This is a genomic window from Novosphingobium aerophilum (assembly GCF_014230305.1).
Taxonomy (GTDB): Bacteria; Pseudomonadota; Alphaproteobacteria; order Sphingomonadales; family Sphingomonadaceae; genus Novosphingobium; species Novosphingobium aerophilum.
Genome location: NZ_JACLAU010000008.1, coordinates 33,397 through 48,669, shown reverse-complemented (window position 1 = coordinate 48,669; position 15,273 = coordinate 33,397). Strand labels below are relative to the sequence as shown.

The 15,273-nt window shown below is 69.8% G+C and carries 14 protein-coding genes; 7 read left to right on the top strand and 7 right to left on the bottom strand.

Translation table 11 applies throughout. The features are described 5' to 3' along the window. The first annotated feature begins 61 nt into the window (after positions 1-61). From putA to H7F49_RS07745, 3 genes are all read left to right on the top strand, one after another. Complete coding sequence (putA, locus tag H7F49_RS07755; RefSeq protein WP_185683014.1) at positions 62-3,679, top strand: trifunctional transcriptional regulator/proline dehydrogenase/L-glutamate gamma-semialdehyde dehydrogenase; 3,618 nt, start codon at positions 62-64, stop codon at positions 3,677-3,679. Positions 3,680-4,082: 403 nt separating this feature from the next. Continuing rightward, on the top strand, positions 4,083-4,244 hold the full coding sequence (locus tag H7F49_RS07750) for a hypothetical protein (RefSeq protein ID WP_185683013.1): 162 nt from the start codon (positions 4,083-4,085) through the stop codon (positions 4,242-4,244). Beyond that, complete coding sequence (locus H7F49_RS07745) at positions 4,241-5,122, top strand: alpha/beta hydrolase (RefSeq protein ID WP_235982002.1); 882 nt, start codon at positions 4,241-4,243, stop codon at positions 5,120-5,122. The genes H7F49_RS07750 and H7F49_RS07745 overlap by 4 nt, the downstream gene beginning before the upstream one ends. Here H7F49_RS07745 and maiA read toward each other — a convergent pair. From maiA to phhA, 5 genes are read right to left on the bottom strand one after another with little or no spacing between them, the layout of a single operon-like run. After that, the gene (maiA, locus tag H7F49_RS07740) at positions 5,119-5,763 is read right to left on the bottom strand and encodes a maleylacetoacetate isomerase (protein WP_185683012.1); all 645 of its coding nucleotides are present in this window, start codon (positions 5,761-5,763) and stop codon (positions 5,119-5,121) included. The genes H7F49_RS07745 and maiA overlap by 4 nt on opposite strands. Further along, positions 5,760-7,046: a fumarylacetoacetase gene (gene fahA, locus H7F49_RS07735; RefSeq protein WP_185683011.1), complete on the bottom strand. Its 1,287-nt coding sequence runs from the start codon at positions 7,044-7,046 to the stop codon at positions 5,760-5,762. The genes maiA and fahA overlap by 4 nt, the downstream gene beginning before the upstream one ends. Positions 7,047-7,050: 4 nt before the next feature. Further along, positions 7,051-7,602 (bottom strand): VOC family protein, encoded by a 552-nt coding sequence (locus H7F49_RS07730; RefSeq protein ID WP_185683010.1) that lies wholly within the window; start codon positions 7,600-7,602, stop codon positions 7,051-7,053. Beyond that, the gene (hppD, locus tag H7F49_RS07725; protein WP_185683009.1) at positions 7,599-8,699 is read right to left on the bottom strand and encodes a 4-hydroxyphenylpyruvate dioxygenase; all 1,101 of its coding nucleotides are present in this window, start codon (positions 8,697-8,699) and stop codon (positions 7,599-7,601) included. The genes H7F49_RS07730 and hppD overlap by 4 nt, the downstream gene beginning before the upstream one ends. Next, positions 8,696-9,568: a phenylalanine 4-monooxygenase gene (gene phhA, locus H7F49_RS07720; protein WP_185683008.1), complete on the bottom strand. Its 873-nt coding sequence runs from the start codon at positions 9,566-9,568 to the stop codon at positions 8,696-8,698. The genes hppD and phhA overlap by 4 nt, the downstream gene beginning before the upstream one ends. Before the next feature lie 93 nt (positions 9,569-9,661). On the opposite strand from phhA, the gene H7F49_RS07715 reads away from it, so the two are divergent. Then, positions 9,662-10,132, top strand: coding sequence for an Lrp/AsnC family transcriptional regulator (locus H7F49_RS07715; protein ID WP_185683007.1), 471 nt, complete (start codon positions 9,662-9,664; stop codon positions 10,130-10,132). 25 nt (positions 10,133-10,157) lie between these two features. Here H7F49_RS07715 and H7F49_RS19870 read toward each other — a convergent pair whose 3' ends face one another. Beyond that, positions 10,158-11,243: a M48 family metallopeptidase gene (locus tag H7F49_RS19870; protein WP_185683006.1), complete on the bottom strand. Its 1,086-nt coding sequence runs from the start codon at positions 11,241-11,243 to the stop codon at positions 10,158-10,160. Next, on the bottom strand, positions 11,240-12,325 hold the full coding sequence (locus H7F49_RS07705) for a YjgN family protein (protein WP_185683005.1): 1,086 nt from the start codon (positions 12,323-12,325) through the stop codon (positions 11,240-11,242). The genes H7F49_RS19870 and H7F49_RS07705 overlap by 4 nt, the downstream gene beginning before the upstream one ends. A gap of 167 nt (positions 12,326-12,492) precedes the next feature. On the opposite strand from H7F49_RS07705, the gene H7F49_RS07700 reads away from it, so the two are divergent. The 3 genes from H7F49_RS07700 to H7F49_RS07690 all read left to right on the top strand — a co-directional run bounded on the left by H7F49_RS07700 (position 12,493) and on the right by H7F49_RS07690 (position 15,253). Further along, on the top strand, positions 12,493-13,365 hold the full coding sequence (locus tag H7F49_RS07700) for an amidohydrolase family protein (protein ID WP_185683004.1): 873 nt from the start codon (positions 12,493-12,495) through the stop codon (positions 13,363-13,365). Between the two features lie 134 nt (positions 13,366-13,499). Next, positions 13,500-14,789 carry a flavin-dependent oxidoreductase gene (locus H7F49_RS07695; RefSeq protein WP_185683003.1) on the top strand — a complete coding sequence of 430 codons (1,290 nt, stop codon included), beginning with the start codon at positions 13,500-13,502 and terminating at the stop codon, positions 14,787-14,789. Continuing rightward, complete coding sequence (locus H7F49_RS07690) at positions 14,786-15,253, top strand: DUF3237 domain-containing protein (RefSeq protein WP_185683002.1); 468 nt, start codon at positions 14,786-14,788, stop codon at positions 15,251-15,253. Before H7F49_RS07695 ends, H7F49_RS07690 begins: the two co-directional genes overlap by 4 nt. The last annotated feature ends 20 nt before the right edge of the window (positions 15,254-15,273 follow it).

Genomic DNA, 15,273 nt, shown 5'->3' with positions numbered 1-15,273 from the left:
ATTATCTCCATCCTCATAATTTAGGAAAATCGCACATACCAATCGTGCTATGATCGAGGGCATGACAGAACCAACCTTCGCCCCGCCCTTCGCGCAGTTCGCTCCTTCATTGCGCCAGCCCACCCCGCTTCGGCGGGCGATCACCGCAGCCTATCGCCTGGACGAGGCGGAGGCCGTGCGGCCGTTGCTCGAGGCGGCGACCCTGCCCGAGCCGCTCTGCGCGCAGATCCGCGCCACGGCCAGCCGACTGGTCACCGGCTTGCGCCAGAACCGCCGGGGCAGCGGGGTCGAGGCGCTGGTCCAGGAATACTCGCTGTCGAGCGAGGAGGGCGTCGCCCTGATGTGCCTGGCCGAGGCGCTGCTGCGCATTCCCGACGATGCCACCCGTGACGCCCTGATCCGCGACAAGATCGCCGATGGCGACTGGACCGCGCACCTCGGCGGAGGCCGTTCGCTGTTTGTCAACGCGGCGAGCTGGGGTCTTGCGGTGACGGGCAAGCTGGTCGGCTCGGTCGACGAGCGCGGGCTGGGCGCGGCGCTGGCCCGGTTGGTGGCGCGCGCCGGGGAACCGGTGATCCGCCGCGGGGTCGATCTGGCCATGCGGATGATGGGAGAACAGTTCGTCACCGGCGAGACGATCGAGCAGGCGGTCGCCCGGGCACGCACGCTGGAGGCGAAGGGCTTTCGCTACAGCTACGACATGCTGGGCGAGGCGGCCACCACCGCCGCCGATGCCGAGCGCTATTACCGCGATTACGAAAACGCCATCCACGTGATCGGCGCAGCGGCCGAACGGCGCGGGATCCATGAGGGGCCGGGCATTTCGATCAAGCTGTCGGCGCTGCATCCGCGCTATGCCCGGGCCCAGGCCGACCGCGTCATGGCCGAGCTGCTGCCGCGGGTGCGGACGCTGGCCGGGCTGTGCCAGACCTATGGCATCGGGCTCAACATCGATGCCGAGGAGGCCGATCGGCTGGAGCTGTCGCTCGACCTCCTGGAAAGCCTCGCGCTAGACCCGGGTCTGGCCGGTTGGGACGGGCTGGGCTTCGTCATCCAGGCCTATGGCAAGCGCTGCCCCTTCGTGATCGACTGGATCATCGATCTGGCGCGTCGCGCCGGGCGGCGGATCATGGTCCGGCTGGTCAAGGGCGCCTACTGGGATGCCGAGATCAAGCGGGCCCAGGTCGATGGCCTCCCCGGCTTCCCGGTCTACACCCGGAAGGTCCACACCGATGTCAGCTATATCGCCTGCGCGCGGCAGTTGCTCGCCGCACCGGATGCGGTGTTCCCGCAGTTCGCCACGCACAATGCCCAGACCCTGGCAACGATCTATCACCTGGCCGGTCCCGACTTTGCCATCGACCGCTATGAGTTCCAGTGCCTCCACGGCATGGGTGAGCCGCTGTACGAGCAGGTGGTCGGTGCCGAGGGGCTCGACCGGCCGTGCCGGATCTATGCCCCGGTGGGCACGCACGAGACGCTTCTTGCCTATCTGGTTCGTCGTTTGCTCGAAAATGGCGCAAATTCCAGTTTCGTGAACCGGATTGGTGATCCGGCGGTTGGCATCGACGAACTGGTCACCGATCCGGCGGACCTGGTCCGCGCCATGCCCGTACCGGGCGCGCCGCATGACGGGATCGCCCTGCCGGCCCGGCTCTATCCCGATTGGCCGAACTCGCCGGGGATCGACCTGAGCAACGAGGATGCGCTCGCGGCCCTGTCGCTGGCCCTGGCTGAAAGCGCCGCCACGGCCTGGGATGCCGTGCCGCCGGGCTGTACGGCCCCCGCGCGGCCGGTCCACAATCCCGCCGATCACCGCGACGTGGTGGGGCATGTGGTCGATGCCGACCCCGCCTTCGCCCGAGCCGCAGTCACCCGCGCCGCCGGTTCGCGGTGGCCGGCCGAACCGGTCTTCAGCCGCGCCCGCATTCTCGACAGCGCGGCCGATGCCCTGCAGGCCCGGATGCCCGTCTTGCTCGGCCTGATCGTGCGCGAGGCCGGCAAGAGCCTGCCCAACGCCGTGGCCGAAGTGCGCGAGGCGATCGATTTCCTCCGGTACTACGCGGCGCAGGTGCGCACCACCTTTGGCGCGGCGCAGGTTCCGTTGGGGCCGGTGGTCTGCATCAGTCCGTGGAACTTTCCGCTGGCGATCTTCGTCGGGCAGGTCGCTGCGGCCCTGGCCGCGGGCAATCCGGTGCTGGCCAAGCCCGCCGAGGAAACCCCGCTGATCGCCGCCGAGGCGGTGCGCCTGCTCCACGCCGCCGGGGTGCCGGCCGACGCGCTGCACCTGGTCACCGGAGATGGCGAGATCGGCGCGGCGCTGGTCGCTGCTCCCGAGACCGCGGCGGTGATGTTCACCGGATCGACCGAAGTGGCCCGCCTGATCCAGCGCCAGTTGGCCGGGCGGTTGTCTCCGGCGGGGCAGCCGATCCCGCTGATCGCCGAAACCGGCGGGCAGAACGCCATGGTGGTCGACAGCTCGGCCCTGGCGGAGCAGGTGGTGGCGGATGTGATCGCCTCGGCCTTCGACAGCGCCGGGCAGCGCTGCTCCGCCCTGCGCGTGCTCTGCCTGCAGGAGGAGGTCGCCGATCGCACCCTGGCCATGTTGCGCGGCGCCCTGCACGAACTGCGGATCGGCCGCACCGATGCCCTTAAGGTCGACATCGGTCCGGTGATCACCGCCGCCGCGCGCGACACCATTGAGCGTCACGTGGCCGCGATGCAGGCCCGGGGCTGCGCGGTGGAGCGCCTGCCTCTGCCCGACGGGACACGGCATGGCACCTTCGTCGCCCCGACCATCATCGAGGTGGGGGCGGTCGGCGAGATTGGCGGCGAGGTGTTCGGCCCGGTGCTGCATGTCGTCCGCTTCCGCCGCGAGCAGCTCGGCCGGCTGATCGACGATCTCAACGCCACCGGCTATGGCCTGACCTTCGGGCTCCACACCCGGCTGGACGAGACGGTAGCGGCGGTCACCGCGCGGATCAGGGCGGGCAACCTTTACGTCAACCGCAACATGATCGGCGCCGTGGTCGGTGTGCAGCCGTTCGGCGGGCGCGGCCTTTCGGGCACCGGGCCCAAGGCGGGCGGGCCGCTGATCCTGGGCCGGCTGGTGGCGCGGCCGCCGGTCAGCCCGCTTCGCACATCGCACCTGGCGACCCCGATCCACGCCCTGGCCGACTGGCTGGACGCCACCGGCGATCGCGCCGGGGCGGAGCAAGCACGGCGCTATGCCGCCGCCTCGGCGCTCGGGGCCGAACAGGTGCTGCCGGGTCCGGTCGGCGAACGCAATGTCTACAGCCTCCATCCGCGCGGCGAGGTGCTGCTGTACCCGGCGAGCCCGGCCGGCCTGATCGAGCAGATGGCCGCAGTGCTCGCCACCGGAAACCGGGGCGTGGTGCGGGGCGCGGCGCTGCCGCCGGGCCTGCCGCCCATGGTGGCGGCGCAGTTCGCGATCGCGGGTGAGGGCCCCTTCGCGGCCTGCCTGGTCGAGGGCGATGCCGACCGGGTGCGGGCCATCACCCGCGAGGTGGCCGCGCTGCCGGGCCCGGTCGTCCCGGTCCACGCCGCCGACCCCGCGCGCGGGCTGGCCTATGCGTGCGACTGGCTGCTGGAAGAGGTGACGCTGTCGGTCAACACCACGGCAGCGGGCGGGAACGCCAGCCTGATGATGATCGGTTAGGGCCGGGGGACGGATCGAGACGGCCTGGGCGGCCCCGGGTATGGACGGGGCAAAAGCGAGCAGAATCGGGCTTTGGCCCCTCTCTCCTTGATCGTCGCCCCGGACCTGATCCGGGGCCCGGCTGCCCTCTGCGGCAGCGGCGCGAACAGAGAAGCCGGGTCCCGGGTCCTCGATCTGTGTCAGGGCAGGCCAGCCCGGGACGACGCGGGGTGCGAAGACAGATTGCAATGGTGATCGGGTCGTTTGCAAACGCAAGCCTCGAACCCCCACCCCCAACCCTTCCCTCCGTTGCGCCTGCGGCCCCATGGGGTCACGCCGCCCGCTTGTCCGGCCGCCCCGGGATGTTGCCGCGGGCCGGCGGCTCGGCTAGCGTCGGGGGGCGCACGGGCTGGAGATGCCGCCGATGGCCAAAGTGGTTCCCTTGCTGATGGTGGCGGCGATCATCGCGGCGCTGGCGTTCTGGCATGGCGCCACCGGGTCCTCCGCCAGCCGGGCCGCACTGTCGCTGTTTCCGGCGCTGCTCGCTATGGGCAGTTGGCGCACAGACCTCTTGCGCCAGCCTTGACCCGGCCCGCACCCCGATCGCCGGCGCGCCAGGCGGCGGCGCTGATGCTGCTGCTGCTCACCTCGGGCTGTTCGCGGCTGATCATGTTCAACACCGTCGTGCCCCGTGACGAGGGTGTGGTACGCGTGGTTCACGATGCGGCCTATGCCCCCGGGCGCCGTGGGATGATCGATGTCTATGCGCCGCGCGGCGCCTCGGGCGGGCCGGCGCGGCCGATCATCGTCTTCCTCTATGGGGGATCGTGGCGGTCGGGGACCAAGGACGGCTATGGCTTTGTCGGCCGTGCCTTTGCGGCGCGCGGCTTTGTCGTCGCGATCCCGGATTACCGGCTCGTCCCCGAGGTGCGTTATCCCGCCTTCGTCGAGGACGGGGCGGCGGCGGTGCGCTGGGTTCGCGCCCATGCCGGGGAATGGGGCGGCGATCCGTCACGGATCGTGCTCGTCGGGCACAGCGCCGGGGCCTACAATGCCGCCATGCTGGCTTACGATCCGCGTTGGCTGGGGCCCGATCGGTCGGCCATCCGCGGCTTTGCCGGGCTGGCCGGGCCCTATGACTTCGATCCGTTCGACGGTCCGATCGCCGCCGCCGCCTTCCAGGGCGCGGCGGAGGCGCGCGACACCCAGCCCGTCACTCATGTCGCCCCTGGCGCGCCGCCGGCCCTGCTCGCCACGGGGGACAAGGACACCACGGTGCGCCCGGCCAACTCGGAGAGTCTGGCCGCCCGGCTGACCCAGGTCGGCACGCCGGCCAGCCTGCGCCGCTATCCCCGGGTGGGTCATGTCGGCATCCTCACCGCGATCGCCAAGCCGTGGCGCGATCGCGCGCCGGTGGTGGACGATGTCGCGGCCTTTGCCGCCAGTGTGACCGCGCCGCGTTAGGGTTGGGCGTCAGGCTGGCGGTCGGGATGGGCGGCGGCCGCGGCGGGGAGGGCGCAGAGCGCAGCGTCGCAGGCCACCAGGCGGGGATAGGCGTCGAGCGGAACCTGGAAGCGGCGGGCGTTGTAGACCTGGGGGACGATCATGCAGTCGGCCAGGCTCGGGCTGTCGCCATAGGCGAAGGTGCCCCCGTGCCGCGCGATCAGCGCCTCCAGTGCGGCGAAGCCGGCATGGATCCACCGCGCGATCCAGGCCTGGACCTGATCCTCTCCGGCGCCCAGATCGTCCCGCAAGGCCTGCAGCACGCGCAGGTTGTTCAGCGGATGGATGTCGCAGGCGACCAGCGCGGCCATGGCGCGGACCACGGCGGCGGCGTCGGGATCGGCCGGGAGCAGCGGCGGGCTCGGCCAACGCGCCTCGATCCATTCCAGGATCGCCGGGCTTTCGATCAGGACGCGGCCGTCATGCTCAAGGGCCGGGACCAGCCCATGCGGGGCGAGGGCGAGATAGTCCGGCGCGGACTGTTCGCCCAGGCGCAGGTCGTGGGTCACCTGCCGGTACGCGATGCCCTTCAGCTCCAGGGCCAGGCGCACGCGGTAACTGGCGCTCGACCGCCAGTAGCCGTGCAGGACCAGCCCGCTCATCGGGCCGGCAGCACCGTGGCGCGGCATTCCCCGAAGCCGATCGGGGCGAAGCCCGCGGCGCGCGCGGTGGCGGCCAGGATCACCTCGTCCCCGTCCTCCAGGAAGCTGCGGGTCTCGCCCGAAGGCAGGGTGACCGGGGTCTTGCCGCCGGTCGACAGCTCCATCAGGCTGCCATAGCCATCGGGCGTGGGGGCCGAGATCGTGCCGGTGCCCAGCAGGTCGCCGGGACGCAGATCGCAGCCGTTCGAGGCGTGGTGCGCGACGATCTGCGCGACGGTCCAGTACATGTTGGTGGCTGGGCCATGGCTCAGCCGGTGCGGCGGCAGACCCGCGGCGCGCATCGCCGCCGTGGAGATCAGCACTTCGAGATCGACGGCGAGCGCACCGCGCGCCTGATCGCCGGCATCCCACAGATAGGGCAGCGGGGCCGGATCGCCGGCCGGGCGGGGCGGCTGCGCCGCGCGGAACGGGGCCAGGGCCTCGGCCGTGATCACCCAGGGGGAAACCGTGGTGTGGAAGTTCTTGGCCAGGAACGGCCCGAGCGGCTGATACTCCCAGGCCTGGAGATCGCGCGCCGACCAGTCGTTGAGCAGGCAGAAGCCCGCGACATGATCGCCCGCCGTGGCGATCGCGATCGGATCGCCCGGTTCATTGCCCTGGGCGATCCACACGCCCAGCTCCAGCTCATAGTCCAGCCGGGCGCAGGGGCCATAGACCGGCTGTTCGGCCTCGGGCGGCTTGCGCTGGCCCTTGGGACGCACCACCGGCACGCCCGAGGGCCGGACCGACGAGGCGCGCCCGTGGTAACCGATCGGCACGTGCTTGTAATTGGGCAGCAGCGGATTGTCCGGGCGGAACTGCCGGCCGATGTTGGTGGCGTGGTGGATGCCCACGTAGAAATCGGTGTAGTCCCCGATCGCGAAGGGCAGGTGCAGCGTGCAGTCGGCCGCGGCGTGGAGACAGGGCTCGGCCGCGGCACGCCGAGCCGGATCGGTCAGCAGCGCGAAGACTGCATGGCGCAGGGCCACGCGTTCGGCCGGGGGCCGGTCCATCAGGGCGTTCAGCGTCGGCGCGGCCAGGGCCGGGCGCACCGCCTCGGGCAGGCGTTCGGCCAGGGCGGCCAGGTCCAGGATGCACGCGCCGATCGCGGTGCCGATCCGCGGCCTGCCGTCCGCCGGGGCGAAGATCCCCAGCGGCAGGTTCTGGACTGGAAAGACCGGATGATCCCGGGCGGATTCGACCCAGCTGGTCGCGGCGGCTTCGTGGGTGTGGTCAAGCGGCATGGGATCAGCCTTCGTCCCCCGGCTGCCGGTGCAGCCAGTCGGCATGGCGGGGGGCCTGCTTGGTCTCGCTCCATTCGGCCAGCATCAGCGGCGCGACGCGGCGCAGCTCGGCATACTGGGCCTCGGTGCCGATGTCGGTGGCGAGCTCGACCCGGTGGCCGTTGGGATCGAAGAAATAGATCGACCGGAACACGCCGTGCCAGGTTGGACCCAGCACGTCGACGCCGTTCGCCTCGAGATGGGCCTTGGCCGCCAGCAGCGCCGCCTCGTCCGCCACGCGGAAGGCCAGGTGCTGGACCCAGGCCGGGGTGTTCGGATCACGCCCCATCTCGGGCTGCTGCGGCAGCTCGAAGAAGGCCAGCACATTGCCGTTCCCGGCATCGAGGAAGACGTGCATGTAGGGATCGTACTCGCCGGTCGAGGGCACGTGATCCTCGGCGAAGGCGGTGGTGTAGGTCATGCCGAGCATCCGCTCGTACCATTCGACCGTCTCGCGCGCGTCGCGGCAGCGGTAGGCGGCGTGGTGGATGCCGCCGAGCTGGATCGGGTGGGTCATGCCTCGGCTCCCTCGACGGTGAGCGTGCCCCGCCGGATCTGGTCGAGCTCCATCGACTTGAACAGAGCGGTGAAGTTGCCCTCGCCGAAGCCCTCGTCCTTCTTGCGCTGGATGAATTCGAAGAACACCGGCCCGATGCGGGGTTGGCTGAAGATCTGCAGCAGCAGGCGCGGATCGCCGGCCTCGGTCGATCCATCAAGCAGCAGTCCGCGCGACCGCAGTTCCTCGACCGGCTCGCCATGGCCGGGCAAGCGTTCGGCCAGCAGCTCGTAATAGGTTTCGGGCGGGGCCGGGACGAACGGGGTGCCGAGCGCGTTGAGCCGGTCCCACACCGCGTAGAGATCGTCGCAGGCGAAGGCGATGTGCTGGATGCCCTCGCCGTTGTAGGCCCGCAGGTATTCGGCGATCTGGCCGTTGCCGCCGGCGCCCTCCTCGTTCAGCGGAATGCGGATCTTGCCGTCCGGGGCGGTCATCGCCTTGGAGGTGAGACCGGTGTATTCGCCCTTGATGTCGAAATAGCGGATCTCGCGGAAGTTCGCGATCCGCTCGTAGAAGGCGGCCCAGTGCGCCATGCGCCCGCCATAGACGTTGTGCGTCAGGTGATCGATCAACCGCAGCCCCGCGCCCGCCGGATGGCGATCGCCGCCCGGTTCGAACACGAAGTCGATATCGTAGATCGACAGGTCTTCGCCATAACGGTCGATCAGGTAGATCAGCGATCCCCCGATCCCGCGGATCGCGGGCAGGCGCAGCTCCATCGGCCCGGTGGCCACCTCGACCGGCTCGGCCCCGCGCGCCACCGCCTCGGCATAGGCCCGGGCGGCGTCCTTCACGCGCCAGCCCATGCCGCAGGCCGAGGGCCCATGCTCGGCGGCGAAGTAGGCGGCCGGGCTGCGCGGTTCGTAATTGGCGATCAGGTTGATCCCGCCCTGGCGCCACAACTGGACGTCCTTCGACCGGTGCCGGGCGACCTGGACAAAGCCCATGGCGGCGAAGACCGGTTCGAGCAGCCCGCGCTCGGGCGCGGCGAATTCGACGAACTCGAACCCGTCGAGGCCCAGCGGATTGTCGGCCGGATGGTCGTGGTGGTCGGTCATGCACAGGCTCCTGGGGACGAAGGCGAAGGATGCGCGGCCTGGCCGCGGTTGTACACCCGGTCGGACGGGAGGACGGCATCGGGGGCGTATTCGGGGGTGTCGGCCAGCTCGGCATAGAGCGGGCCGAAATCGGTCTCGAGCGTCTGGCGCAGCAGATCCTCGAAGCTGTCGATCACGAAATAGGTCTGCTGATAGGCGTCGATCTTGTAATGGGTGCGCATCAGCCGCCGCAGGTCGAAGCCGATCCGGTTGGGGGCCGGGTCCTCCAGCGCATAGCGGCTTTCGCCATAGGACGAGACGATCCCCGCGCCATAGATCTGCAACGCGCCGTCCCGCGCGATCAGGCCGAACTCGACCGTGTACCAGTAGAGCCGGGCGAGCATCGCCGTCACCCCCAGCCCCCCGGCACGCAGGCCGCCCGCGCCATAGGCCTGCATGTAATCGGCGAAGACCGGGTTGGCGAGCAGCGGGACATGGCCGAACACGTCGTGGAACACGTCGGGTTCCTGCAGGTAGTCGATCTGGTCCGGCGTGCGGATGAAGTTGCCCGCCACGAAGCGGCGTTCGGCGAGATGGGCGAAGAACACCTCGTCCGGGACCAGCCCGGGCACGGCCACCACCTGCCAGCCGGTCAGGCCCATCAGCCGGTCGGACAGGTCGGCGAAGTTCGGGATGCCGGGGCGGTCCATCCGCAGCACGTCAAGCCCGGCCAGAAACTCGGGCGCGGCCCGACCCCTGAGCATGGCGGCCTGCCGCGCGAAGAGGTGATCCCACAGCGCGTGCTCGGCGGGAGTGTAGTGCTCCCACCCCTGATCGATCGTCCAGTCCGGCGCCGCGCCCGCGGGGCGTGCCTGCAGCGGTTCTCCCATGGTTCCAAGACTAGCGCAGAGGCACTGCAAATGCGTTTCAATTCTTGGCGTCCCATGGCAGAAAGATGAAACAGATTTTCGGGATAAGGCGGAATGTCGAAGCAAATTTCTCTCGATCCGATCGATCGCCGGATTGTCGAGCAACTCCAGGCCGATGCCGCGCTGAGCAATGCCGACCTGGCCGAGCGGGTCGGCAGCTCGCCCGCCTCGGTCTGGCGGCGGGTCCGCAGCCTGGAGGCGGCCGGGGTGCTGGGGCCGACGGTCCGGCTGGTCGATCCCGAGGCGGTGGGGCGCAGCGTCAACGTGTTCTGCAACGTCCGGGTCAGCAGCCACGCGCGCGAGGTGCGGGGGCCCTTCGAGGACTTCGTGCGCAGCCGGCGCGAGATCGTCGAATGCCATTCGATGTCGGGCGAGTGGGACTACCTGCTGCGGGTGGTCGTGGCCGACGTGGCCGACTACGAACACTTCCTGATGCGGGTCCTGCTCGACCATCCCGCGGTGGGCGGCGCCGCCTCGCACTTCGCGCTGTCGCAGACCAAGTACACGACAGCGCTGCCGGTGTGATGCGCGCAGCCCGAGGGGAGGCGGTTCAGAAGTCCAGCAGCGGACGCACCCGCTTGTCCTCGTCGCACATCCGGGACAGGGCCTGCCATTCGGCCGGGGACAGGGCCGGGCGATACCGGCGCGACCGGTCGACGGCGCCCCCGAAGGCTTTTGCGCGGTCGGCCGAGGCGGGGTGGGAGGCGAGCATGACCATCCATGGCCCGGCAGGCTCCTCCTTGGCCGCCTTGGCGAAGAAGGCGCCAGTCGCGGCGGGGGAGATGGCGGCGGCCGACAGGCGATCGCGGGCGAAGGCATCGGCCTCGCCCTCGGCTTCGCGGGAGTAGCGCAGGCCGGTCACCTTGGCGAGTTGGACGGGAACCGCCCCACTGGTTCCGGCGAGCACCACCGACAGGCCCAGTTCGCGCAGCAGCGCCTGCATGACGTGGCGCTTGCGGGCATGGCCCAGCTCGTGCGCCACCACGCCGGCCACCGCATCCGGGTCCTTCATCTCGTCGAACAGGCCGGAGAACAGGACCACCCGGTTGCCGGGCAGGGCGGCGGCGTTGATCATGCCGACCTTGAGCACCTGGGCCCGGACCGGGGCCTGGCCCGGCAGGTCGACGCTGGCCATCAGCTTGGCCAGCGCGGCATCGCCGGCGGGGGTGTGGCAGGTGGCCGAGGCCAGGTCTCCCACCAGCGCCTCGCCGATCCGCCGCTCGACCGGCAGCGGCACCAGCGGGCCCAGCCATTGCGGCGCGGTGAGCACCACGCCGACCAGCGCCGCGCTGATCGCGGCGAAGGCCACGGCTGCGCGGCCCAGGCCCATCCGATCGATCCACCGGCCATAGCGATGGGGGGCGGGCAGGGCGGCCGCCAGCGCGGTGGGCAGTCCGCCCGGGATGTCGAGCCGCCAGCCGGGTTGGTCCGGTCGGACCAGCCGGTCCCCCCAAGGGCCTGAGCCCTGCCGTTCGAGCGCGGCGAGGGCAATCCGTTCGATCGCGCCGGTCTCGTGGACGATCAGCAGGTCGCCTGCGTCACGGCCTATCGCGATCTCGTGTCGTCGGGCCGAGCGGCCGTCGAACAGGATGGCGGGGACGGCCTGCTCGTCTCCGCCGTCCCCACCCGCGCTCACAGCGCGCCCATGTCGAAGGCGTCGAGCAGGCCCTCGCCCTGGCGCACCTCGGCCGTGGTCGACTGGCTGATCGCGTCCATGTCGATCTCGCCGAAGGCCTCGAGGTGATCGATCAGGAACTTCCAGTGGCGATAATCCAGGAAGATCAGGCCGATCCCCAGAGTCACCAGCACCAGTCCGACATCGCCCAGCAGCAGCTTGAGCCAGTCCTTGGTGCTGGCATCGAACTGGAAGCTGAGCGGGCCCAGGTCCATCGCATCGACCATCTGGCGGAAGAACTTGGCGTAATAGGCCATGACCACCAGCCCGAAGATCAGGTAGAAGCTGAGAATGCCGACGAAGCCGACGAAAATTCCGGCGGCGCCGGGCGAGGCCGGGTTGCCATTCCCGCTCATGGCTTGGGTGGCGGCCATGACGGCGATCGCGATGAAGATACCGACGAAGCCGATGAACGGAGCAAGGTAGCACAGCAGATAGCGCTTCATCAGCCCATCCACCTGCCCCCCGGCCGAGAAGCGGTACTGGCCGAAGCTCATGCCATTCCAGCGCTCGTTCCACAGGCTGACCATGGCCCAGGGCAGCAGCAGCCCCAGCGCCAGATAGCCGACGGTGTTCTTCCACAGATAGGACCAGCCATAGCGCAGGCCGGGATCGTCGCTGCCGCCGCGAATGCCGCGCCAATAGGTGCGCGACAGGCGGTAGCGCAGGCTGCGGAACATGGCCACGCCAACCAGCAGCAGCACCACGGTGATCTGGATGAACGCCACCAGCCCGCCCAGCAGGAATTGCTGCCGCAGGATCAGCGACTGGGCCAGCGTGTTGAGCAGCAGCAGCGGCAGCACCACGAGGAGCAGCGCCATGATCGCGCCCTTGAACAGCTCCAGCCCGCTGCCCATCCACTCCAGCCGGTCATCGATGAAGCGGGTGCGCGACCACAGGTAGCGGCGCGTGCGGGCCTTGCCCCAGAAGCGGTAGATGCCCAGCGTGACGATCGTCAGCAGCAGGTTGGTGAACGCGATCGGCGCATAGTCCTGCCAGCGTCCCTCGAACTCGAACGCCGTGTATCCGTCGTCTTCCGCCATCCTCGCCCCCGAGACAGTGAACCGAACTCCGAGTGAAAACGATTTTCGGGTTCGGCGCAAGCCGCGACCGGATCGGCCCGGCAAGACCGCCGGGGATTGACAGCCGGGGTGGGAACGGGTGCAGCAGAGGCCTTGGCCATGCCGCACCTGAAAGGGCATCCCCTCCGATGGCGATCGACCTCGATACGATCACGGCGATCGACGTGCACGTCCACGCCGAAGTCAGCTGCCACGATCCCGAAGACCCGGTGATGGGCCAGTTCTTCGATGCCGCCAGCGCCTATTTCAAGGCCCCGCGCGAGCGGCCCAGGCTGCCCGAGATCGTCGAGCTCTACCGCGCCCAGCAGATCGCTTTCTGCCTGTTCACGGTCGACGCCGAATGCGGTCTCGGGGCAAAGCGTCTGTCCAATTACGAGATCGCCGACTTCGCCGCGCAGCATGCCGACATCTGCATCCCCTTCGCCTCGATCGATCCCCACAAGGGCAAGCTGGGCGCCCGCGAGGCGCGCGACCTGATCGAGAACCACGGGGTGCAGGGGTTCAAGTTCCACAGCATCATGCAGGACATCAGCCCGAACGACCGCGTCGCCTATCCCATCTATGAGGTGATCAACCACTACCGGCTGCCGGCGATCTTCCACACCGGCCATTCCGGCATGGGCACCGGCATGGCGGGGGGCGGCGGACTGCGGCTGAAGTACGGGCAGCCGATCCTGGTCGACGACGTGGCGGTGGACTTTCCGGATATCCGCATCATCCTGGCCCATCCGAGCTGGCCCTGGGTGGACGAGAGCCTGTCGATGGCGCTGCACAAGCCCAACGTCTACATCGACCTGAGCGGATGGAGCCCGCGCTATTTCCCCGAGCAGGTGATCCGCTATGCCAACACCCAACTGCGCGGCAAGATGCTGTTCGGATCGGACTTTCCCCTGATCCACCCGCGGAAATGGATCGCCGCTGCCCGGGAGGCAGGATTCCGCGACGAGGTGCTGCCCGCGATCATGAAGGACAATGCCGCCCGGGTGCTGGGGCTGGCCTGATCGTTCGGGGCGATGCGCCGGCGCCCGACCACAGCAGCGTTGCCCCCCGTCCCCCGAGGCGATAGGGCCACCGGGCGGGACTCGGGAGCCCGACGCAAGACGGGCGGACCCAGAGCCATGACAGCAGGCAGGCCATGACCACGGGCAAGGTTGTCATCGCGGGCGGCGGCATCGGCGGGCTCGCGCTGGCGCTGACCCTGCATCAGATCGGGGTCGACTGCGTGGTGCTGGAAAGCGTCCACGACCTGAAGCCGCTCGGCGTCGGGATCAACCTGCAGCCCAACGCCGTGCGCGAGCTGCACGATCTGGGCATCGGCGAGGACGAGCTGGACGAGGTCGGCATCGCCGCGCGGGAATGGGCCTTGGTCGGGCGCAACGGTCGCGAGATCTATTCCGAACCGCGCGGCAAGCTCGCCGGCTATCGCTGGCACCAGTATGCGGTCCATCGCGGGCGGTTCCACCTGTTGCTCTATCGCAAGGTGCTGGAGCGGCTGGGGCCGGAGGCGGTGCGGTTGGGACACAAGGTGACCGGTTATCGCCACGAGGCCAACGGCACGGTGACCGCGCTGGTGGATGGCCCCACCGGACCGGGCGAGCTGCCCGCACGGCTGCTGATCGGTGCCGACGGGATCCATTCGGCGGTGCGCGCCCGGATGCACCCGGACCAGCCGCCGATCAACTGGGGCGGCACGATCATGTGGCGGGGTACCGCCCGGGGTCGGCCGATCCGTACCGGATCCTCGTTCGTCGGGCTCGGCTCGAGCCGCCACCGGGTGGTGCTCTATCCCATCTCGCAGCCCGATGCCGACGGTCTGGCCGACATCAACTGGATCGCCGAGCAGACCTATGACGCGGACCATGACTGGGAAAAGGCGGGTTGGTTCCGCCCAGTCGAACTGGCCGAATTCGCGCACCTGTTCGACGGGTTTGTCTATGACTGGCTGGACCTGCCCGCCCTGCTGGCCGGGTCTGAGGTGGCTTACGAGAACCCGATGATCGATCGCGATCCCTTGCCCACCTGGGTCGATGGGCCGGTCGCGCTGCTGGGGGACGCGGCCCATCCGATGTATCCCACCGGATCGAACGGCGCCTCGCAGGCGATCGTCGACGGGCGCGTGCTCGGCCGGATCATGCTCGACCACGGGGTCACCGCGGCGGCGCTCGCGGCCTATGACGCCGAGCTGTGCGGGCCAATCGGCCAGGTCGCGCTGCGCAACCGCGGGGCCGGCCCGTTCGGCCTGCTCAATCTGGTGGATGAGCGTTGCGGCGGGGACTTCACCCATATCGATGATGTGGTGCCGCCCCAGGAACGGGCGGACTTCATGCTCGCATACCAGCGCGCCGCCGGCTTCGCCAAGGAGCAGCTCAACGCCGCACCGCCGATCATCCCGGCCGGGGCCAGGGTCGCCGCGGTTCCGGCATGATCGCCAACCCGGTGCCGACGCTGGTTCACGCCTTCGATCTGGTGGTCGAGCTGGCCGCACCCGTGGAAATGGGCCAGAGCCCGGCCGGCACCCGGCGGATCATCCCGATCGTGGGAGGGCAGGCGCAGGGACCGCTGCTGCAGGGCCGGGTCCTGCCGATCGGGGCCGACTGGCAGACCGTGCTCACCGGCGGGCTGGCCGATCTTGATGCCCGTTATGCGATCGAGACGCCGGACGGGGTCGTGATCGAGGTGCTCAGCCAGGGCCTGCGCCACGCTCCGCCCGAAGTCGGCGCCAGGATCGCGGCCGGGGAAGCCGTCCCGCCCACCGCCTACTACATGCGCACCCTGATCCGCCTCGAGACCGGTGCCCCGGCTTACGACTGGGTCAACCGTGCCCTGTTCCTGGCCAGCGGAGGCAAGGTGGGGGCGACGGTCAGCCTGTCGGTCTATCGCGTCGACTGAGCCCCTGCGGCAAACCCCGC